The following is a 19,753-nucleotide window of genomic DNA, read 5'->3' as shown; positions in this document are numbered from 1 at the left end:
TATTTATTCAGAAAATCCGAAATCCGCGTTTCCCTTTACATCTTTCGGCGGCTTGCTCGACCAGGCGGGGAAAGTGAAATTACCCTTTGCTGGATCGGCGACATTCAGACCGCCTTTGATCTGTACCTCTGTCGGACTCACAATTTCGACTCTGCCGTTTGCGATCTTTAGATATGCTCCAGCTCCGTCACCCAGGGTGATCCCCTTTGAACCGGTAATCACCACTTCGCCTGCTGACGAACTAACCGCAACGTTGGTGAGTGCCATCAGCTCCATCGCATCGCCCTGCGCCTGAATCTGCACCTTGCCTTTTGCAGCGAATATCCGGATACCGAGTTTCGCGGCAAAGAGCGAAATTGCTTCGCCCGCTGCAGCAGTAATGCGTTTGAGCGCACCGATATCGAACCCGCCTCCCGCTGTTACGAATAGCTGTTTGCGCGCGGCCAACTGCATGTCCTGGCTGCTCACGATACCCACGCCTTCTGGCGCGCTGGCCACGATTGCAGGCGCTTGCAGATTTGTCAGCTTTTGCTCGATTAACCTTCGTTGCTGATCGACTTCCGCCAGCCACGCCTTTGCCGCGTTGGCGGAATCATTCAGGGTGCGCATCATGTCGATCGCTTGCCGGAGCGTGGCATCCGCTTCTGTCGCCGCCAGTTGCTGACCGCTCGCATTGGATTGCAATTCCGCGCTGATCAATACCCCCTTCGCGCCCCGCACCGCCACATGCCCATCTGTGCGCAACTCCGCCCCTCGCCCGCGTTCCGCAAGCTCTCCGTCGACCATATGCCCGAGATTCAACTCGCTCGTCTGGAACGGCGACGTCAAATGGATATGCTCGTTGCCGGCCTTGTCCTCCATCCGCAACTCGTTCTGCGCTGCTGTACGGATGATGTTCCGTGTGTGGTTCAGGTTGTTCACCAGATCCGGATGCAGACTGTCGTGCATCGCACCGATGATCACGGGCCGGTCCGGATTGCCCTGCGTGAAAGCGATCGCGACTTCCGCACCATCGATCAGCGGGAAATGATGCCCATAGTTGTCACCGCTGTACGGTTTCGCGAGCCGCACCGGTCGACTGGTGCCGCCAGGGCTCCACACATCGAGATCGAACGGCAGTTTGACGACGTACCAGCCCTCGGGCGTCAGGTAAGCACGCGTGTAATCGCCGGGCGATGCGACGCGGGCCGGCAAGATGCCGCTGATGACGGGACGGGCCGTCGGATCAACCGGCGTGCGCCAGCATCGATCCGACGGAATCGCGGTGAATGCGTTCGTGTATGCATCGCTGCGTCCGCCGCTCGACTTGACCGAAGTAACTAGCAGACCGTGCGGCGCGTGCCCCGGATTGCGATCGAGGCACAGCACTTCACCTGCTTCCAGCGCAAAGACGTTGCCCGTACCTTCGTATGTGATCTGTTGCGCAAAATGCGCTTCATGGCGCAACTGCGCGAGACGTTGGCCTTCCTCGGGCGTCTCGTAGTGTTCGCCCCAGCGGGAATCGATCGCGCTCGTCGTGCTGTCGTCGCGCGCAACGCTTTCTTCCACCAGCAGCGCGACGCCTGCCTGACGATGGTTGTAGTCGTTCAGCTGTACGGATTCCGGTACGCGCCGCGTGTGTCGCTCAAGAGAGCTGACCGTCTCTGTGCCGACACTTTCCAGACCCGCGTCGCGACGGAACGGCACGTTGCCCCGCTGGCGGGCGTACGCGTCGAGATCGTCACCGAATACGATCACCTCGCGATCGGCGGCCTGCTCGAAGCGAAACCAGATGCCTTCATCCGCTGCGATGCGCCGCATGAACGCGAATGTCGTCTCGTGATACTGCGTGATGTATTCGTGACGCCTGTAGGTGGCACGCAACGTCAGCCTGAAATCGACCCCTTCGCGGAATCCCTCATGCCGCAATGTATCGGCGATGATCTCCGGTACCGATTGCTTCTGGAACAACCGGCTCTTCGCGCCGCGCGCGAGATCGGCCATCCGAGGTTCGATTAACAGCCGGTAGCCCGTCTCATCGGCCGACGTCTCGAACTGATCGAACTGCGTGACGATGCCGTGTATCGTGCGCGCCGGCAGCTTGTCGCTCAGCTTCTGCGCATCGTCGCCGAGCATCTTGCGCAGGTAGGCCGCATTGGGATCGACAGGATCGACGATAAATCTTGCCGGGCGTCCGAGCACGTGATCCATCGGAATATCCGCAACGGGGCTCGTCAGTTCGATCTCATAGCTGAACAGCCGGCTGATCGCTTCATAGCCGGCGAACCGACGCACGGAGAAAGGCGCCGGATGTGGCACCAACTCGACCTCGTATGCCTGCGACGGCAAATCCATCTTTCCCATTCGTCCCTCCGATCCGAAACAACCACGGGGATGGCGGCGCCGTCGGCACTCGCCCTACCTGCGGCACCCCACCTCACCGACGACTTACGTCCGATCAACTCCTGGCCTTCGGCATCTGCGACACCAGCGACAAGCCGATGTCCATTCCCTCTACCTGGAAGTGCGGGATGACGAACAGCTTGATGCGGAAGAAGCCTGGGTTGTCATCGATGTCCTCGACCGTGACGCGCGCCTCACGCAACGGATGCGATGCCTGCAGCTCGTCGCCAGGGTCCTTCATCTCCGTCACGAGCCCCTTGATCCAGTTGTTCAGTTCGAGTTCGAGCAAGCGACGGTCCTTTGTCGTGCCGATGTTCTCGCGCTGAATCAGCTTCAAGTAATGCGCAATACGCGAAAGCAGGAAGATGTACGGCAGGCGCGCATTGATCCGGCTGTTCGCTGTCGCTTCCTTCGTCTCGTAGAGCACGGGCTTTTGCGTAGAGTTTGCCGAGAAGAAACACGCGAAATCGTGATTCTTGTAAAACGACAGTGGGATGAAACCGAGGTTGGCGAACTCAAACTCGCGCGTCTCGGGAATCAGTACCTCAGTCGGAATCTTCGGCTGAGCACCGGTGCCAAGGTCGTACAGATGGACCGGCAGATCCTCGACCTTTCCCCCTGCCTGCGGGCCGCGGATCTGCACACACCAACCGTTGCTCGTGAAGCTGCGCACCATGTTGGCAGCGAACGCGAACGACGCATTGACCCACAGATAGCGGTCGTGGTCGGGACCCTTGACGGCCTCCTCGTAATTGAAGGCCCGCACCGGCGTCGTATCTTTGCCATACGGCAGGCGGCCGAGCACCCGTGGCATGGTCAGACCCACATAGCGCGCGTCATCGGTATCCCGAAAACTCTTCCATTTGATGTACTCCGCGCGGTCGAAGTAGTTGCCGATATCCTGAATAGCGGCCACCTCCTCCATCGACTGTTTGCCGAAGAAGGCCGGCCCCACCGATCCAATGAACGGCATATGTGCAGCCGCCGCCACCTTCGAGATATTGCGCAGCAACGCGACGTCCCGAGGCGAATTCGCAAATTCGAAATCGCTGATCAGCGCGCTGACAGGCTGACCGCCCGGCGTGTCGTACTCCTCGATGTAGGTGAGGCGATAGAGGCCGCTCTGAATGATCTCGGGCGTATCTTCGAAATCGCGCGTCAATGCGTCCTTCGACACGTCGAGCACTTCGATGCGCGCATTCTTGCGAAAGTCGGTGCGGCCGACCAGCATCCTGAGCCCCCGCCAGCGTCCCTCGAGCGCCTGGAACTCAGGCGTATGGATGACCGCGTCGAGCTGGCGGCCAATCTGCCGGTCGAGCTGACCAATGTGGAAGTCCAGCAGCGATTTGTCGAGGCGGTCCACGGGCCGGCTGGCCTCGCCGACCAGTTTGAGAAAAGCGCTCATTCCGCGCGCGAGCCGTTCGTCGGCCGATGACTCGGATAGCAGATCGTTGTCGCGGAACGCCTCCAGCGGCCGTGCCACGCTGACCGGCTTCAGGTTGATCTTGTTGCACAGCGACTCGTACACGCTGCTGCGCTCGAGCACGACGGTTTCGGTCGCGCCGCTTTGCCGGGATTCGTTGTTTGTCACGGAATGTCCTCTCGCTGCCATCCTGCGTAAAAGCGCAGGGATCGGTGATGGGTCTGTCTATCTGAAGGCGCGTCTATCTCACGTACTGCGCGCATGAAATGCGCCGCACCTACCGTCACTACGCATGACCTTCAGGCTGCGTAGCCGCGGTCGCAATTTGCGCCAGTTCGCCACGCAACTGCTGGGAAAGCGCGTTGTCCTTGAGGATCCTCTCGAACTCCCGACGAAACGTCCCGTTGTCGAGCAGGTTCGATTTGAGGTCGCGCAACAGATTGCGCATGGCCAGCATGGCCTGCAACTCGGGAATCTGGCGGGCAACCTGTTCCGGCTCGAAGTCTTTCATCGAACGGAAGCTGAGCGAAACGGGGAGCTCGGATCCGTCATCGGCCAGCGTGTTTTCGGCCGCGACCTTGATGTCGGGTGCGAACTCGGCCAGCACCGCGTCGAAATTGTTCTTGTCGATGTTGGTCTTCTTGCGTTCCGCGAGCGGCGCTGCTTCCTTGCCCGCGCTGAAATCGCCAGCGACGAGCAGTTTGAGCGGCAGTTCGACTTTCTTCTGCGCGCCACCGGTGTGGAGATCCAGGGTGATCGAAACCCTCGACTTCGGAATTTCGCGTTGGAAACTGTCCATTGAGTAGTCCTGGAAAAAGGAAGGATCGGAGGGGCACGCCAACCGCACGATGCAGCGTCTTCACTAGCTTGAAAGTCGAACCCTCTCGAGAGGATCGACACACACGATCTTTGAAATCTTATGTCTCAAGCCGAGACTTTATTAAACACATCGACAGCCTGACGAGTCAAATACTTCCTTCTATCTCAATCAATTAATTGAAAAATAAATTACCTTTAAAATTTCATTTGCGAATAATTGTGAAGTAGCCAGAACAAGCTATCACCCCCGGAAACGCACGACTAGAATGATCCCGTGAATATCGATCTTGCAAAGGTCGACAAGGTTGATACAGCGGGAACTCATGTCGGGTTCCGGTGCAACACGGGATTCGCATTTATGTGAATAACATCCCTTCAGTTTAATTTTATAAATGTCAATTTAATTACATTTATCTCGCAAACCAAATATTGTTATTGAATAACAAATCATGAAAATATCGAACTATCTTTAAATAAAGTTTTCCCGACACCGCTCACAATCGCAATAACACGGCAGATATCACGTATGCGGATCGATAAACCGCTCTGGCACGACGGTCTTATTCTCAGTCAGCAGCATTTCCAGCAGCAGGAGCGATGGACCGATTTCGTACATCGGCAATTCGCGGCGGCGGCGATCGCCGAGCCATGGGGGACGTGCGGTGTCGGTATCGACGAGGAAGCGCTCACCAGTCAGCGCCTCAAGCTGACCAGCTTGAAGCTGCGTTTTCCGGATGGCACGTCGGTCGATACATCGGTCAGCGATACGTTGCCGCCTGCGCGCGATCTGTCCGAGGGGCTACCGGATCTGCAAAGCGTGATCGTGCTGGCGGCGTTACCGCTCCTGAACGCCACCGGCGATAACTGCCGGTTCGACGAGACGACCCTTTCGCGGCCGCGGCGCTCGTATCGTGAGTTCGTCAAGGTTGCAGATCTGAACGGCACCGGGGAAACGGAGATCGCAGCGGAACGTCGCGCCGTGCGCCTGCTGTTCGATTTCGAGTCCCGTGCTGACGACACTCTCTGTGCGATCGCACGGCTGACACGGGGAACGAATGGCCTGTTCGAGGTCGATCGACGTTATGTGCCGCCGTGCCTGATTCTGGCCGCGCATGCGCTGCACGTCGAACGTGTTTCCCGCCTCGCCGACATCCTGCAGGCGAAAAGCACCGTACTCAGTACACGCAAAAGCGAGCGCATCGACGACGTCGCCGACTACGGCGTTGCGGACGTGTCTCTATTCTGGCTGCTGCACGTCATTCATACGTACTGGCCACAGTTGCGGCTCTTTGCCACGCACCCGAACCAGCCGCCCGAGCGCCTTTATTCGACGCTCGCGCAACTGACCGCCGTGTTGATGACCTTCTCGACCGGTGCACGGCTTACCGACATTCCGTCCTACGAGCACGCACGCGCAGACGAAATCTTCGCGACGCTCGAAACCTTGATCCGCGATCTGCTCGACGCGATCATTCCGTCACGCGTCGTACCGATCGGACTCACACGCAGGAGTCCGACCACCTGGAGCGGCCAGTTTCTCGACGAACGGCTGCGCGCGGGCGCCGACTACTACCTGTCGGTCAATGCCGCGCTTACGCCGTTCGAACTGGTCGAGCGTCTGCCTCGCCTGTGCAAGATCGGTGCGCCGGACGACGTCGAACATATCGTCAATTCCGCCCTCGCCGGTATTCCGCTCAGGGCAGTGCAGCGGGTGCCCGCGGCTGTTCCAGTGCGTGTCGACAATCATTACTTCGCGCTCGACGCGAGCGCTCCGGCATTCGATCGCATGCTGGCCGCACAGGCGTGCCAGATCTATCTGCCGACGACGGTGCCCGAGGCGTCGCTCGAACTCTACGCGGTGCTGCGCTCATGAAACCGTTCGTTCAGACCGGATCGGAGGACCGTCGTCATCCGGGCAGCGGCATACGAGCGCTGCTGCGCGATACCGCACTACTCGTCACGATGCTTTCACAGGGCAGCCGCACCGAATCGGTGGCTGCGCTACGCCAGCGTTGCGAGCAGTTGATGTCGACATTTTCCACGGCACTCGAGGCACGCGGCATCGCGGCAGACGTGCGGGAAGACGCGCTCTACGCGCAATGCGGGTTGCTCGACGAAGCGGTCCTGCGAGCCTTGCCAATAGACGACAAACCAGAGTGGGACGCGCAGCCTTTGCAGGTCGAGCGCTACGGCAAGCACGACGCGGGCGAGCGCGTATTCGAGCGCTTGACAGAGCGCATGCACGAAGCCGCGCCGAATGCGGATCTACTTGAAGCATACGCGGCAATTCTCGGCCTCGGCTTCACCGGCCGCTACGCATCGCCCTCGGCAAATCCGTCGGGCGCGGCCGGGACACATAACGGTCGAATACAGCGTGCAGCGTTGATCGCATCGCTCGACACGCTGTTGCAAAAACTGCGCCCCGCGGAGCCCCGGACGTTCGTCGCCGATCGCCGTGCCACACGGCTGGCAGATACGTTCTATCGACTCTCGCCGTGGGCAATCGCAGCGGTCTGCTGCGTGACGGCCGCGCTTGTCTATCTGGTCTGGAACCAGGCGCTCGACGCGCAGCTCGCACACCTGTCGTCATCAACTCCGCCGGCCCGACCGTAATGCCCGAATCGCGCATGTCGAACGCCATTCCGTTGACCACTCCCGGCTATCCGCTGCGTACCGTCACGCTTCTCGCGGCCATGCTCGCGACCGCGTTGCTGTTCTTCGTGCTGCCGGTCGAACACGGTCTCAAGTGGACGCTTGCGTCGATCATCATGGCCTTCGCGATTGTCGCGATCGTGTTGCGCAGCCGTCGCGCCGCGTGGGTCTGCAAGCAGAGCGCACAGATACTCGCCGCGCTCTGCACAACAGCGGTGGATCTGCCCGTGAGCCTGCGCACACGGATCCCGCTCATCATGCTCACGGGCGACGCACTACCGCAACTTTTCGATCGCGGCGACAGCGGCACGCACTTCGCCCATATCGGCGACGGAGCAATCTGGGTGCGTGTCGATCGGCCGCAAGACCTGCCGCGGCTCGCGGCGTCGATCAAACAATGGCGTGACGGACGTGCTCCGGATGGTGTCGTGCTGTCCATCGCGCCTGCGCTGCACGCTAGCGAAGACGCGCTGGCGCAGATGCTGCGCGTCGTACGCCAGGCTGTCGGCGACGCGTCACGAATGGTCGGTACCCGGCTCCCCGGGTATGTGGCTGTCTACCAGCGGTTTGCCAACCATGTCCACGACATCCACCATATCGATGCAGCCGGAGCGTCGCGGAGCGCATGGCACGGCATTTCCTCGGCCGTCCCGCTCACGAACACCCGGCGTTTCGAAACACCGCTGCGGGCCGTCGAACTCGAGGTCCAGCGTGCACACGGCGATCCTCGCGCCGCTGTCCACGCTGCCTGCCTTGCCGCACTCGCCGGCTGGACGCAGCGCGTCGTGCTCGGCGTTCTGAACGACCGCCGGCAACCCACGATGCCGTGGATGCTGTTCGGTGCTGGCTGGATCGACTGCGGGCCGGCCAGTGGACCGGACACGTCATGGACCCGCGACGTCGAGCAGCAGACGGGAATCGCGCCGCCCGTCGTCGCGGCTTCACCTACGCCATGGCCGTTGCCGCAGCCGTTGGTGGAGGCACTGCCGGCGCAACCGTGGACGTCGCATCGTGTGGCCGGCTTCGCACATGCGATCGCGCTCGTCGCCTGCGCCTGTGCACTGGCGTTCTGGGGTGCCGCGAAAAACAATCAGGCGCTGCTCTCGCGTATCGGTACCGATCTTGGCCGGTACTTTGCGATTCCGTCGGCCCATGACGATGCGCGGCGCGACGCGTTGCAAACGCTCGTTGCCGATCGCGATCAGATCGATCGCTATGCGCGAACCGGCGTGCCGCTGCGTCTGTCGTTCGGACTGTACCGCGCATCTGCACTGATGCCCACAGTCGACCACGCCATCGCTTCGTATCGGGCGCCTCCTCCACCGCCTTCGGTTGTAACGCTCGACAGCATGTCGCTATTCGACAGCGGCCGCTCGGAGTTGAAGCCCGGTTCGACGCGCGCAATGGTCGGTGCGCTCGAGTTGATCAAGGCCCATCCGGACAAACGCATTCTCGTCGCGGGCTACACCGACAACGTGGGCCAGCCGGACCGCAATCTCAGGCTGTCGATCGCGCGTGCAGGTGCGGTGCGCGACTGGCTGATCGAAGCGTCGGGACTCGCCGCAACGCAGTTCGCGATCCAGGGCTACGGCGATACGCGCCCGATCGCGGACAACAGTACTACCGACGGCCGCGCGAAAAACCGGCGCGTCGAGATCACGCTCGTACCCGACACGCGAGGCGATTGAAGAATCGCGGGTCAATAACGCGGGTTAATAACGATCAAGCCCCCGAGGCCCAGCGCTTCGGGATTTCAGGGCTCGGGGCCTACTCCGGGCAGCGATCGCAGTAGCAGAAGGGAGTAAAGCAATGGCAATTCCGGCCTATATGTGGCTCAAGGACGATGGTGGCGCCGATATCAAGGGTTCGGTGACGGTGCAAGGTCGCGAGGGCAGCGTCGAGATCGTCGCGTTCGATCACGGCGTGCACATCCCGACCGACGGCAACACCGGCAAGCTCACCGGCACGCGCGTACACAAGCCGATCACGCTGACGAAAGATACGGACGCGTCCACGCCCTATCTGTACAAGGCCGTGACGAGCGGCCAGACGCTCAAGTCGGTCGAGATCAAGTGGTACAGGATCGATGACGCCGGCAAGGAGAAGGAGTACTTCAACACGAAGCTCGACAACGTGAAGATCGTCGCAGTGCGTCCGAAGATGCTCGACATCAAGGTGCCCGACTACGAGAAGCACAACCACATCGAAGAAGTCGAGCTGCGCTACGAGACGATCTCGTGGTCGTACAAGGACGGCAACATCATTCACAAGGACACGTGGAACGAGCGGTCATGACGGGTTGAGCCGTCGTGCCGGGGCAGCGTTCGTCCCCGCCCGATCGATCCTGTTTCTGTTGTGCCGGCCTGCGCTCCAGGTCGGCCTTTTTGCAAGCCGCCGGTGCTGTCGTCCGGCTTATCATCGGTAAACTCATGACGTTGCGCGACGACCGAAGGAAGTCCCCGTGGGACTCCACCTACCTGCTTCGCAAGCTCAATCCACATTGCGCGAGCGCGCTCGAGGCAGCCGCCAGTCTCTGTCAGGCGCGCCTCGCTGGCGAGATTTCCGTCGAACACTGGCTGCTGAAGCTCATCGAAGCGGGCGACGGAGACATCCCTGCGATCCTGCATCGCTATGCTATTGACGGCGACGGCGTGTGGAACGCGTTGCTGGCAGCGATCGACCGCGCCCCTCGCGATTTGCGCGGCAAGCCCGCACTGTCCCGGTCGCTTGCGAATCTGCTCGAGAGCGCGTGGCTGCACGCATCCGCCAGCGATGCGCCACGAGCGATCCGCTCGGCAAACCTGCTGCAGGGCATCGCGGATACGCCGGGTCTTCTGCGCACAACCGATGCATGGCCGCTGCTGACGATCAGTTCAACCCAGATCCAGCGGACGATGCGCGAACTCGATCGGCGTTCGGTCGAAAGCACGCAGCCAGACGAGCAGGCCGCCGCGGCTGTGAGCGACGCAACGCATCGTGCTGCGCCAGGCCCGAATGTCACCACGCCGGAAACCAATCCGGCGCTCGCGCGCTTCTCGATCGACCTCACCGCGAAAGCCCGGCGTGGCGAGATCGATCCGGTGTTCGGCCGGGAGCGTGAAATCCAGCAGACAATCGACGTGCTTTCCCGGCGACGCAAAAACAACCCGATCCTCGTCGGCGATCCTGGCGTCGGCAAGACTGCACTGGTCGAAGGGCTCGCGCTGCGCATCGCGGAAGGCAACGTGCCGAACGCGATTCGCGATGTGCGTATCCTCACACTCGACCTCGGGTTGCTGCAGGCAGGCGCTGGCGTGAAGGGTGAATTCGAGCAACGGCTGAAGAACGTGATCGACGAGGTACAGTCGTCGACCGAGCCGATCCTGCTCTTCATCGACGAAGCGCATACGTTGATCGGTGCCGGCAATGCGGCCGGCGGTGCTGACGCGGCGAACCTGCTGAAGCCCGCACTCGCGCGCGGCGAGTTGCGCACGATCGCGGCCACCACATGGTCGGAATACAAGGAGTATTTCGAGCGCGACGCAGCGCTCGAACGCCGCTTCCAGCCGATCAAGGTCGACGAACCGGACGATGCCGCCGCGTGCCTGATGCTGCGTGGCCTCGTCAGTCGCTATGCGGTGTACCACAACGTGCACATTCGGGACGAGGCGGTCGTCGCAGCGGTAAAGCTGTCGCGACGCTATATCCCCGCGCGTCAGTTGCCCGACAAGGCGGTCGATCTGATCGACACGGCGGCCGCACGCGTGCGCATGGGACTCGAGTCGCCACCGGCTGCATTGCACCGGGCACGGGCATCGGTGGTCGCGCTGCAAACGGAGCGCGCGGCACTCGACGCCGATGCGCGAGCCGGCGTCGAAGATCTCGACGCACGCCGCGAAAGCCTCGCGCGCACATTGGCCGACGCGCAAACCGCACTCGACGATCTTCAGGCGCGATACGAGTGTGAACTCGAACTGGTCAATGCGCTGCATGCGCAGCGCGAAGTGTTCCCCGATCTGCATGCATCCGGCGCCGCGCTCGTTGCTGCGCACCGTGCGCTTGCGGACGCGCAGGGGCACGCGCCGCTAATATCCGCCGACGTCGACGCGCAGACCATCGCGGGTATCGTCGCCGAGTGGACCGGCGTGCCGGTCGGCAATCTGGTCGACGACGAACGCCGCGGCTTGCTGACCCTCGAGCAGACTCTCACGACGCGCGTCGTCGCACAAAATGACGCGATCGCCGCGCTCGCGGAAAGTCTGCGTACCGCGAAGGTCGGGCTCACGAACGAGCGCGCGCCGCTCGGCGTGTTCCTGCTGGCCGGTCCATCCGGTGTCGGCAAGACGGAAACGGCGCTCGCGCTGGCCGATCTATTGTTCGGTGGCGAGGCGGCGTTGACCGTCATCAATATGTCGGAGTATCAGGAGTCGCACACGGTGTCGCAGTTGAAGGGGTCGCCTCCGGGTTACGTCGGCTATGGCCGCGGCGGCGTACTGACAGAAGCCGTGCGCCAGCGCCCCTATAGCGTCGTGCTGCTCGATGAAGTCGAGAAAGCGCACCGTGACGTGCTCGACCTGTTCTATCAGGTCTTCGATCGCGGCACGATGCGCAACGGCGAGGGACGCGAGATCGACTTTCGCCACTGCGTGATCCTGATGACATCGAATCTCGGCAGCGAACAAATCGACGACGCCACCCGCGAGAATCCAGCCGCATCGCAAAGCGAGCTGCTCGACGCGATTCATCCGTCGCTCGTCGCCCATTTCCAGCCGGCGCTGCTCGCACGATTCCAGACGCTCGTCTACCGGCCGCTCGACGCCGACGCGCTCGCATCGATCGTGCGGCTCAAGATCATGAAAATCGCCGAACGCCTGTGTCGTCAATATGAAGTCGATCTGATCTTTGACGATGCATTGACCGTATCGCTGGCGCAGCGATGCCTCTTGCGCGAATCCGGCGCGCGCAACGTCGACGCGCTTCTGAATCAGCACGTGCTGCCCGCTGTCTCGCGCGAATTGCTGGTACGGATGGGATCGACCGCGACCAGCAAAACCGGTCGAGGCAGCATCCCGTCCTGCATCCATCTATCGGCGACGGACGACGGCAATCTGACGATCGATTTCATCGACATCCATCGCGATAAAGACGATGCGCGGGACGAACGGGACCCCGCGGCGCCTGAGTCCACCGCCGGTTAGGAGGCGACACATGCCCGCTGGCCCTTCCCTCTATGACATGCTGCTCGGGCACATCGGCGGCGTGCCGCTCGGCACCTACGACGACAGGACGCTCGAAATCCTGAGCATCCAGCAGAACATCGCGCGCGTCCTCAACACGCGAGCAGGCTCGTTGAAGCATCTGCCCGATTACGGCCTGCCCGATCTGACGAACGTCTACCAGGCTCTGCCCGCGTCCGCGCATCTGCTGAAGAAGCAGATGGAGTTCACGCTGCTCAGGTACGAGCCTCGCATCCGCGCAATCGACATCGATCTCGACGACGTGCCGGATCCCGGACTCAAGATCAGCTACGTGATGATCTGCCATCTGAAAAAAGCGGGACTCGTGCGGTTCGGCACGTACTTCGAACCGCCCGGCCGCCTGCGCGTGGACATCCGCGAACAGCAACGGCGCGCACGGAGCGGCGATGCGATTCGCCCAGTTCCTCAGTTCCCGGGTGCATATCGTTAGAATGATCGATAGATAGACGTTCGCGGCACGATTGAGCGACCATTCCGCTGCGGACATGGATTCGCACCGGCGGAGAACCTGGAGGAAGGAGACATGGAGAAGAGCGAAAACGCGTCGCAGCCAGGCAAGTCTGCTTCGCAACTGATCGATGCGAAAATCAGGGAGCTGAACGACTGGCGGGGCGAGATGCTCGGCCGGCTCCGTGCGCTCATCAAGGAAGCCGATCCGGAAGTCGTCGAGGAATTGAAATGGCGCGGGGTTCCCGTATGGTCGCACGACGGAATAATCTGCACGGGCGAAACCTACAAGAGCGCCGTGAAGATGACCTTCGCGAAGGGCGCATCGCTGGCGGATCCGTCGAATCTCTTCAACGCGAGCCTCGATGGGAACACCCGGCGTGCGATCGACGTCCACGAGGGCGAAACCATCGACGACGAAGCATTGATGGCGCTCATTCGCGCCGCCGTGGCCTTGAACCGGTCCAAGGCCCGTCGCTAGTTCACGGAACGGGGTATTTCCAGAGGGGTCAGGAAAAGCCGCCGCTCCACGATTCCACGATTCCACGATCGAATCGACGTTAGTAGCCCACCAGAACGCTCGCCCGGATCAAGGCCTGAATCGATGCCTCGAATCGAGGCATCAATCACACGTCAACCGCGAGCGCCTGGCACGAACACCCGCCGGACGCCCAAAGAAACCCAAAGCCTGGACCACCCAACGCGACGCCACCTCACCCGCCCAACAGACCCTCACCGCGCCACAGCCGCGACTCTGGCCGGCACCCCGGACAGAATCGTGAACACCGCGACGATCAGCGCCGCGACGGCGCCCATGAACACCCCTTTCGCGCCGCTCGCATCGAAGACGACGCCACCGACCGCCGCGCCCGTCGCGATCGCCAGCTGGACTGCGGCGACGATAAGACCACCGGCGCTCTCCGCTTCGTCCGGGACGGTGCGCGTCACCCACGTCGACCACGCGACCGGCACGCCGCCGAATGCCATGCCCCATAGCGCGATCAATACGGCATCCGCGATCGGCGCGCGGCCGAGCACGACAAGTGCCACGCCAATCGCGGCCATCGCGGTCGGCATCACGATCAGCGTCAGCCGCAGACTACGCTCGAGCATCCGCGCCGCCAGCGACGTCCCGACAAAGTTCGCGACGCCATAGCCAAGCAGAATTGCCGACAGCCCATTCACACCGACGCCCGCGACGCCCTCCAGAAACGGCCGCAGATACGTGAAGAACGCGAAGTGCCCGGTGAACACGAGAATCGTGCCGAGAATGCCGAGGCCGACCGTCGGACGCATCAGCACGTCGATCAGCGTACGCAGGCGCGTCAACCCGTTCGGCGCCATCTTCGGCAAGGTCGCGGCCTGCCAGACGAGCGCGAGCACGCCGAGCGCCGCCGCAATCAGGAACACGTTGCGCCAGCCGATCAGATTGCCGAAATAGCTGCCGAGCGGCGCCGCGGCAATCGTCGCGACGGACACGCCGCTGAAGATGATCGACAGCGCGCGCGGCACCATCGCTTCGGGGACGAGCCGCATCGCGGTTGCCGCGGACATCGTCCAGAAACCGCCGAGCGCGACGCCAAGCAGCACGCGGCCGATCAGGATAGCGGGCAGATTCGATGCAAACGCGACGAGGAAATTCGACGCGATCAGCAACACCGAGAACGCCAGCAACACGCGCCGCCGGTCGATGCTGCGCGTAGCTGCGGCGATCACGAGGCTCGTCACGAGCGCGACCGCCGCCGTGACCGTGACCGCCTGGCCGGCGACGCCCTCCGTCACGCCGAGGCTCGACGCCATCGGCGTCAGCAGGCTCGCGGGCAGGAATTCCGCTGTGACCAGCGCGAACACGCCGAGCGTCATCGAAAAGACGGCGCCCCACGCGGGCTTGTCTGAAGGTTTATCGGCGGGCGCATCGTGGGTTGCCGACACCGTGTCGCCAGTGGTGATACAGGTATCGCGGGTATTCATTCTTCGTTCCGTTCCAAGAAGCGATTTCCAGGATTTCCTGAGAAACGACAGAGTACGGGGCAAGGGCAAGACGGTCTATGACATAAAATCCGCTATTCTTGATCCATCGTCCGAACCATACGGGTAACCGACATGTCGTCCCCTTCCGATGCTCACGATCTGATCAGCGAACTGCTGCTGGGCATGCGCCTGCTGGGCGTTCAATACCGGCGCATCCAGGTCGCGCGTCCATTCGGCGTGAGCTTCGGCCACGCGCCGGGCCGCGCGCAGTTCCACTTCGTCGGGCGCGGACCCGTGCTGCTGCGCAGTACGAGCGGTACGCTGTACCCGCTCGAAACCGGCGACGCGCTGCTGCTGCCGCACGGCGGCGCACACGAGCTGCTGTCCTCAACGGACGTCCCAAGCCGCGCGATCACCACGTTCGAGATGGCGAAAATCTGCGAGGCGGTCGCATCGGTCGAGAACGCGAAGCATTGCACTACGTCGGCCGCGTCGGCCACGGCAAGCAGCGCAGAAGACAAGACGAACAACTTGACCTCGCCCGCGCCTTCCGGCGACGCGCTGATCTTCAGCGGCTGCATGGAGTTCGACCTCGGCAGCATGCAGCCGCTCGTCACGTCGATGCCCGAGGTGATGCATGTCGGCACGCTGCTGGAGCGATATCCGGAGATCCAGCCGATGCTCGACGCGATGGAGCGCGAATCGTGCACCGAGCGCGCAGGCTATGCCGGCATCCTGGCCAGGCTCGCGGACGTCGTGGCCGCGTTCATCGTGCGCGGCTGGGTCGAGTGCGGTTGCGGCGACGCGATGGGCTGGGTGCAGGCATTGCGCGATCCCAGGCTCGGCCGGGCGATCGTCGCGCTGCATCGCGATCCTGGCCGCAACTGGACCGTCGCCGAGCTGGCTTCCGAGATGGGCAGTTCGCGCTCCGTGTTCGCCGAGCGGTTCCTCGCGGCAACCGGCATGACGCCGGTCCGCTACCTGACCGAATTGCGCATGCGCCTCGCCGCGCGGTGGATCGAGCATGATCGCGAGGTGATCGAGACCGTCGCATATCGTCTCGGATACGGCTCGCTCGCGGCGTTCAGCCGCGCGTTCAAACGAGTGGTCGGACATTCGCCGGGCGCGATGCGCACACAGGCCACTGCGCGGAGCGGACAAGGCAAGGCGGTGCCGGCGTAGACAGGTGGTAGCGCGTTTCCGCCGTTCGATCGCTTCGCATGGGAACGGGGTAAGCGCTAAAGTGCCAACTCTGGTCGACACGCGAACTCTGGTCGACACGCGAACTCTGGTCGACAGCTGAAGCGCTAAGTCCGTTCGACATAGGAGACTCCGATGAGAAAACTGATCGTACAGATGCAAATGTCGGTAGACGGTTACGTCGGTGCAGCCGACGAATCGCTCGACTGGCAAGTCTGGAACTGGGGCGACGACTGGACCTGGGACGACGCGCTCAAACGCGACTTCAACCGGATCTTCGAATCGATTGGCACCATCCTGCTGAGCCGGCCGATGATCGAGGAAGGCTATCTGGATCACTGGGGCCGTGCCGCCACGCGTTTCCCGGCCGACCCGAGCTACGCATTCGCGCAGCGCATCGTCGACGTCCCGAAGGTCGTCCTGACGGACAAGCTGAGCGTATCGAAATGGGAACGGACGACGATCGCTCACGGCGGTCTGGCAGCCGGCGTTCACGCACTGAAGCAACAGCCTGGCGGCGACATCATCTCGTTTGGCGGCAGCGGGTTCGTATCGGCGCTGATCGCCGAAGGACTCGTCGACGAGTTTCAGTTCTTCGTGAATCCGGCGGCGGTCGGCGATGGCGATGCGCTCTTTCACGACACGCGGCGCGGCACGAAACTTCGGTTGATCCGCTCGGACAGCTACGCGAGCGGGATCGTCGTGAACCGGTACGCGCCGGCGGCATGAACCAACCGATGCATGCGAAGTACGCAAAAGAAAACCCCGCAGCGGATAACCGGTGCGGGGCAAAGGAATGAGAGCATCATTCCGAGGGATGCATCCCGGACGTTCGGACCGGAATGCATGCCAGATCATTTCATGCCCCTCGGCAGAATGTGCAAAGAACTCTGAAGTGACGATGCGAAATGCGAACCTCGGCAAACGCAATAACTAAAGCCGCACGCCGCCTTCCGGACCAAAGAAAATCACCCACGTCCGGAAATCGTCGGTGAAGCGCTCGAAGCGATGCTCGACGTGGGCCGGCACGAACAGCAGATCGCCCGCATGAAACTCGCACGTCTCGTCGCCGCGACGGAACGTGCCCGATCCTGAAGAAACGATGTATAGCTCGTCGCGCGTGTGAGGCGTCTGTGTATCGACGCCGCGCGGCGCGAACAGTTCGACGGATATGTCACCGCGTTCGAACAGAACGGCGAACGGTTCCGGCAACCTGGCCAGCCTGAGCGCGGCGGCGGCTTCGTCGAGGTGAAGCAGATCAGATGTAGCGGCAGTCATGTGATTCTCCGTGTGGGGACGGAAACAGCGAAACAACAAAACAGCGCACGATTCTAGCGAAGGCTTCGCTGTGCAGGACAGGTCAGCTACAACAAGACAGAAAACCACCGGACGGACCACACACCGTCTGCCCAGAATCCGTACCGGATATCATCCCCAGAATCGTACCGGTACTGTACAGGCCAACCCCGTTAGACTGCATGCAACGACTCTCACTGGAGCCTTTTCATGCTGTCCATCGAAACCCTGAGCGCGCTGCCCGCCGGCATCCTGTTCGCGCTCGTCACCACGATCACACCCGGACCGAACAACACGATGCTGCTCGCGTCCGGCGTCAACTTCGGTTTTCGCCGCACGCTGCCGCACATTCTCGGCATCAGCGCGGGCGTCGTCCTGCTGATGCTCGCGGTCGGCTTCGGTCTCGGCGAAGCGTTTCACCGCTGGCCGCTGCTGTACACGGTGCTGGAAACCGCAAGCGTGGTCTATCTGCTGTATCTCGCGTGGAAGATCGCGACGTCAGGCGAAATGCAGGTACGCAAGGGCAACCGCCGCCCGATGCGCTTTCACGAAGCGATCGCGTTTCAGTGGATCAATCCGAAGGCATGGATGATGGTGCTGACGGCCGCGACGACCATTCATCTGAGCGCCGACTACGGCCTCAACGCGACACTGATGGCCGTGCTGTTCTACGTGATCGGGCTCCCGTGCATCTGCCTGTGGGCCGCGTTCGGCACAGCAATGCGACGTCTGCTCGCGAAGCCATTGTGGCTGCGCGCGTTCAATCTCGTGATGGCGTCGCTGCTCATTGCAACGCTGTATCCGGTTGCGCAGCGACTGCTGGCCTGAGCGAGCAGCAACTCAACTAACCCGCCCGCTAGCGAATCCGCTCGATGAAACGCCACAACGCGTCGTCGGTCGAGTACGGTGCGTTGAAACGAAACCACGCGCTCGGCGCATCGTCGGGACGGAAGTAGGAGCCCGGCGCGAGCCAGATGCCATCGGCGAGCGCGGCGGTCGCGATATCGGCGGCCCGCTCGGGTTCGACCGGCAACCGCGCCCACAGAAACAGCCCCGCGCGCGGCCGGTGAAACACCTCGAGCCCGAGCGCATCGAGCCGCGCCTCGACGGCGAGATGCGCGGCCTTCAGCCGCTCGTTCACCGCATCGACATGGCGCGCGTAGCGCCCTTCGAGCATCACCTTGTCGACCATCCGCTCGATCGCCTCCGACGACGTGAGTCCCACCGCCATCTTCGTCCGCGCGAGTTCGCGCAGCACATCACGCTCGGCGACGACGTAGCCGCAGCGCAGTGCGGGCGTCACGGTCTTCGAGAAACCGCCCACGTACAACACGCGCTGCAGACCTTCGAGCGCGGCGAACAGCGGTGCGCCCGGCGGGGCGAGTTCGCGGCTCACGTCGTCCTCGATCACCCACATCCGGTGCCGCTCGGCCACCTGCAGCAGACGAAACGCCGCGGCCATGTTGAAGGTCGCGCCGGTCGGATTCTGCAGCGTCGTGTTGACGAAGATCGCCTTCGGCCGATGCGCGGCGACCAGCGTTTCGAGCACGTCGGTATCGATGCCGGATGGCGTGCGCGGTACGCCGTGCACGTTCAGTCCGGCGAGCTTCAGGATCTGCAGCAGATTGCAGTAGCCCGGGTCTTCGACGATCACTGCATCGCCGGCTCGCAGAAGTGTCCGGACGATCAGGTCGAGCCCCTGGGTCGCGCCCTGCGTGAGCAGGACGTTTGCAACGTCGACCGGCAGTCCGCGACGGTCGAGCTGTTCGGCAATCCGCTCGCGCAGCGGCACGAAACCATACGGCTGCCCATAGTCGCCGAGACGCGCCGCAGGCACGCGGCTCAACGCGCGCAGCGCATGCTGCAAGCCGGTCTCGTTGACCCATTCGTTCGGCAGCCAGCCGCCGCCCGCCTTGATCGGCACCGAGCGGTCGGCGAATACGTCGGACAGCAGCCACGTCGCGGTCAGGCTCGGCGGCTGCCAGTCCTGCCATTGCCCCGCGCTCGCACGCGGCGTGTCGCGCGGCGCCACCCGATAGCCGGAGCCGCGACGCGCGACCACAAGGCCCATCGAAACGAGACGGTTGTATGCTTCGGTAACGGTGAACGTGCTCAGCCGGTGGTGCTGCGCCAGCTGCCGCACCGACGGCAGCAACGCGCCCGCGCGCAGCGTGTGCGCGTCGATCGCGTGCGCGAAGCCCTGCACCAGTTGCTCGACGAGCGTCGGTGCGGTACGGCGGTCGCGATCCAGTTCAAGTTCCATCATGGCGAAATAAGTCGATTGAGCAGCACAGTTCACGTGGTTTCGCCAGCACAGTCAGCAGCA

The 19,753-nt window shown here is 62.5% G+C and carries 16 protein-coding genes; 10 read left to right on the top strand and 6 right to left on the bottom strand.

What is annotated here, in order from left to right:
* Positions 1 to 3: 3 nt before the first annotated feature.
* From ACREXZ_RS12385 to tssB, 3 genes are all read right to left on the bottom strand, one after another.
* Positions 4 to 2,334 carry a type VI secretion system Vgr family protein gene (locus ACREXZ_RS12385; RefSeq protein ID WP_431764494.1) on the bottom strand — a complete coding sequence of 777 codons (2,331 nt, stop codon included), beginning with the start codon at positions 2,332 to 2,334 and terminating at the stop codon, positions 4 to 6.
* A 103-nt stretch (positions 2,335 to 2,437) separates the two neighbouring features.
* A complete protein-coding gene (gene tssC / locus ACREXZ_RS12380) occupies positions 2,438 to 3,973 on the bottom strand; it encodes a type VI secretion system contractile sheath large subunit (RefSeq protein WP_431764364.1) in 1,536 nt (511 codons plus the stop codon).
* A 118-nt stretch (positions 3,974 to 4,091) separates the two neighbouring features.
* Positions 4,092 to 4,604: a type VI secretion system contractile sheath small subunit gene (gene tssB / locus ACREXZ_RS12375; RefSeq protein ID WP_431764363.1), complete on the bottom strand. Its 513-nt coding sequence runs from the start codon at positions 4,602 to 4,604 to the stop codon at positions 4,092 to 4,094.
* Positions 4,605 to 5,150: 546 nt separating this feature from the next.
* On the opposite strand from tssB, the gene tssK reads away from it, so the two are divergent.
* From tssK to ACREXZ_RS12340, 7 genes are all read left to right on the top strand, one after another.
* Positions 5,151 to 6,497: a type VI secretion system baseplate subunit TssK gene (tssK, locus tag ACREXZ_RS12370; RefSeq protein ID WP_431764362.1), complete on the top strand. Its 1,347-nt coding sequence runs from the start codon at positions 5,151 to 5,153 to the stop codon at positions 6,495 to 6,497.
* On the top strand, positions 6,494 to 7,237 hold the full coding sequence (locus ACREXZ_RS12365) for a DotU family type IV/VI secretion system protein (RefSeq protein WP_431764361.1): 744 nt from the start codon (positions 6,494 to 6,496) through the stop codon (positions 7,235 to 7,237). The genes tssK and ACREXZ_RS12365 overlap by 4 nt, the downstream gene beginning before the upstream one ends.
* 14 nt (positions 7,238 to 7,251) lie before the next feature.
* On the top strand, positions 7,252 to 8,964 hold the full coding sequence (locus ACREXZ_RS12360) for an OmpA family protein (protein ID WP_431764360.1): 1,713 nt from the start codon (positions 7,252 to 7,254) through the stop codon (positions 8,962 to 8,964).
* A 121-nt stretch (positions 8,965 to 9,085) separates the two neighbouring features.
* Positions 9,086 to 9,571 (top strand): Hcp family type VI secretion system effector, encoded by a 486-nt coding sequence (locus ACREXZ_RS12355; RefSeq protein ID WP_431764359.1) that lies wholly within the window; start codon positions 9,086 to 9,088, stop codon positions 9,569 to 9,571.
* A gap of 134 nt (positions 9,572 to 9,705) precedes the next feature.
* Positions 9,706 to 12,453: a type VI secretion system ATPase TssH gene (gene tssH / locus ACREXZ_RS12350; RefSeq protein ID WP_431764358.1), complete on the top strand. Its 2,748-nt coding sequence runs from the start codon at positions 9,706 to 9,708 to the stop codon at positions 12,451 to 12,453.
* 10 nt (positions 12,454 to 12,463) lie between these two features.
* Positions 12,464 to 12,943 carry a type VI secretion system baseplate subunit TssE gene (gene tssE, locus ACREXZ_RS12345; RefSeq protein ID WP_431764357.1) on the top strand — a complete coding sequence of 160 codons (480 nt, stop codon included), beginning with the start codon at positions 12,464 to 12,466 and terminating at the stop codon, positions 12,941 to 12,943.
* Between the two features lie 93 nt (positions 12,944 to 13,036).
* Entirely contained in the window at positions 13,037 to 13,441 is a 405-nt protein-coding gene (locus tag ACREXZ_RS12340; protein ID WP_431764356.1) for a DUF1801 domain-containing protein, read from the top strand.
* Positions 13,442 to 13,692: 251 nt separating this feature from the next.
* Here the strand turns inward: ACREXZ_RS12340 and ACREXZ_RS12335 are convergent, their stop codons facing one another.
* Positions 13,693 to 14,931 carry an MFS transporter gene (locus ACREXZ_RS12335; RefSeq protein ID WP_431764355.1) on the bottom strand — a complete coding sequence of 413 codons (1,239 nt, stop codon included), beginning with the start codon at positions 14,929 to 14,931 and terminating at the stop codon, positions 13,693 to 13,695.
* A gap of 132 nt (positions 14,932 to 15,063) precedes the next feature.
* Here ACREXZ_RS12335 and ACREXZ_RS12330 point away from each other — a divergent pair, with 132 nt between their 5' ends.
* A complete protein-coding gene (locus ACREXZ_RS12330; protein ID WP_431764354.1) occupies positions 15,064 to 16,113 on the top strand; it encodes a cupin domain-containing protein in 1,050 nt (349 codons plus the stop codon).
* Between the two features lie 153 nt (positions 16,114 to 16,266).
* Positions 16,267 to 16,860, top strand: coding sequence for a dihydrofolate reductase family protein (locus tag ACREXZ_RS12325; RefSeq protein WP_431764353.1), 594 nt, complete (start codon positions 16,267 to 16,269; stop codon positions 16,858 to 16,860).
* Positions 16,861 to 17,064: 204 nt separating this feature from the next.
* On the opposite strand, the gene ACREXZ_RS12320 is transcribed toward ACREXZ_RS12325, so the two are convergent.
* Positions 17,065 to 17,409 carry a cupin domain-containing protein gene (locus tag ACREXZ_RS12320; protein ID WP_431764352.1) on the bottom strand — a complete coding sequence of 115 codons (345 nt, stop codon included), beginning with the start codon at positions 17,407 to 17,409 and terminating at the stop codon, positions 17,065 to 17,067.
* Between the two features lie 231 nt (positions 17,410 to 17,640).
* On the opposite strand from ACREXZ_RS12320, the gene ACREXZ_RS12315 reads away from it, so the two are divergent.
* A complete protein-coding gene (locus tag ACREXZ_RS12315) occupies positions 17,641 to 18,255 on the top strand; it encodes a LysE family translocator (protein WP_431764493.1) in 615 nt (204 codons plus the stop codon).
* 28 nt (positions 18,256 to 18,283) lie between these two features.
* On the opposite strand, the gene ACREXZ_RS12310 is transcribed toward ACREXZ_RS12315, so the two are convergent.
* On the bottom strand, positions 18,284 to 19,693 hold the full coding sequence (locus tag ACREXZ_RS12310; RefSeq protein ID WP_431764351.1) for a PLP-dependent aminotransferase family protein: 1,410 nt from the start codon (positions 19,691 to 19,693) through the stop codon (positions 18,284 to 18,286).
* Between the last annotated feature and the right edge of the window lie 60 nt (positions 19,694 to 19,753).

The organism is Paraburkholderia sp. (genome assembly GCF_050742655.1).
Classification (GTDB): Bacteria; Pseudomonadota; Gammaproteobacteria; order Burkholderiales; family Burkholderiaceae; genus Paraburkholderia.
This window is presented reverse-complemented; position numbering and strand designations above follow the sequence as displayed.

Excerpts from the sequence above, each read along its gene's own strand:
- tssH (WP_431764358.1), top strand. The coding sequence starts at position 9,706 with ATGACGTTGCGCGACGACCGAAGGAAGTCCCCGTGGGACTCCACCTAC.
- tssK (WP_431764362.1), top strand. The coding sequence starts at position 5,151 with ATGCGGATCGATAAACCGCTCTGGCACGACGGTCTTATTCTCAGTCAG.
- ACREXZ_RS12335 (WP_431764355.1), bottom strand. The coding sequence starts at position 14,931 with ATGAATACCCGCGATACCTGTATCACCACTGGCGACACGGTGTCGGCA.
- ACREXZ_RS12330 (WP_431764354.1), top strand. The coding sequence starts at position 15,064 with ATGTCGTCCCCTTCCGATGCTCACGATCTGATCAGCGAACTGCTGCTG.
- ACREXZ_RS12320 (WP_431764352.1), bottom strand. The coding sequence starts at position 17,409 with ATGACTGCCGCTACATCTGATCTGCTTCACCTCGACGAAGCCGCCGCC.
- ACREXZ_RS12355 (WP_431764359.1), top strand. The coding sequence starts at position 9,086 with ATGGCAATTCCGGCCTATATGTGGCTCAAGGACGATGGTGGCGCCGAT.
- ACREXZ_RS12360 (WP_431764360.1), top strand. The coding sequence starts at position 7,252 with ATGTCGAACGCCATTCCGTTGACCACTCCCGGCTATCCGCTGCGTACC.
- ACREXZ_RS12325 (WP_431764353.1), top strand. The coding sequence starts at position 16,267 with ATGAGAAAACTGATCGTACAGATGCAAATGTCGGTAGACGGTTACGTC.
- tssE (WP_431764357.1), top strand. The coding sequence starts at position 12,464 with ATGCCCGCTGGCCCTTCCCTCTATGACATGCTGCTCGGGCACATCGGC.
- ACREXZ_RS12385 (WP_431764494.1), bottom strand. The coding sequence starts at position 2,334 with ATGGATTTGCCGTCGCAGGCATACGAGGTCGAGTTGGTGCCACATCCG.
- ACREXZ_RS12365 (WP_431764361.1), top strand. The coding sequence starts at position 6,494 with ATGAAACCGTTCGTTCAGACCGGATCGGAGGACCGTCGTCATCCGGGC.
- ACREXZ_RS12310 (WP_431764351.1), bottom strand. The coding sequence starts at position 19,693 with ATGATGGAACTTGAACTGGATCGCGACCGCCGTACCGCACCGACGCTC.
- ACREXZ_RS12340 (WP_431764356.1), top strand. The coding sequence starts at position 13,037 with ATGGAGAAGAGCGAAAACGCGTCGCAGCCAGGCAAGTCTGCTTCGCAA.
- tssB (WP_431764363.1), bottom strand. The coding sequence starts at position 4,604 with ATGGACAGTTTCCAACGCGAAATTCCGAAGTCGAGGGTTTCGATCACC.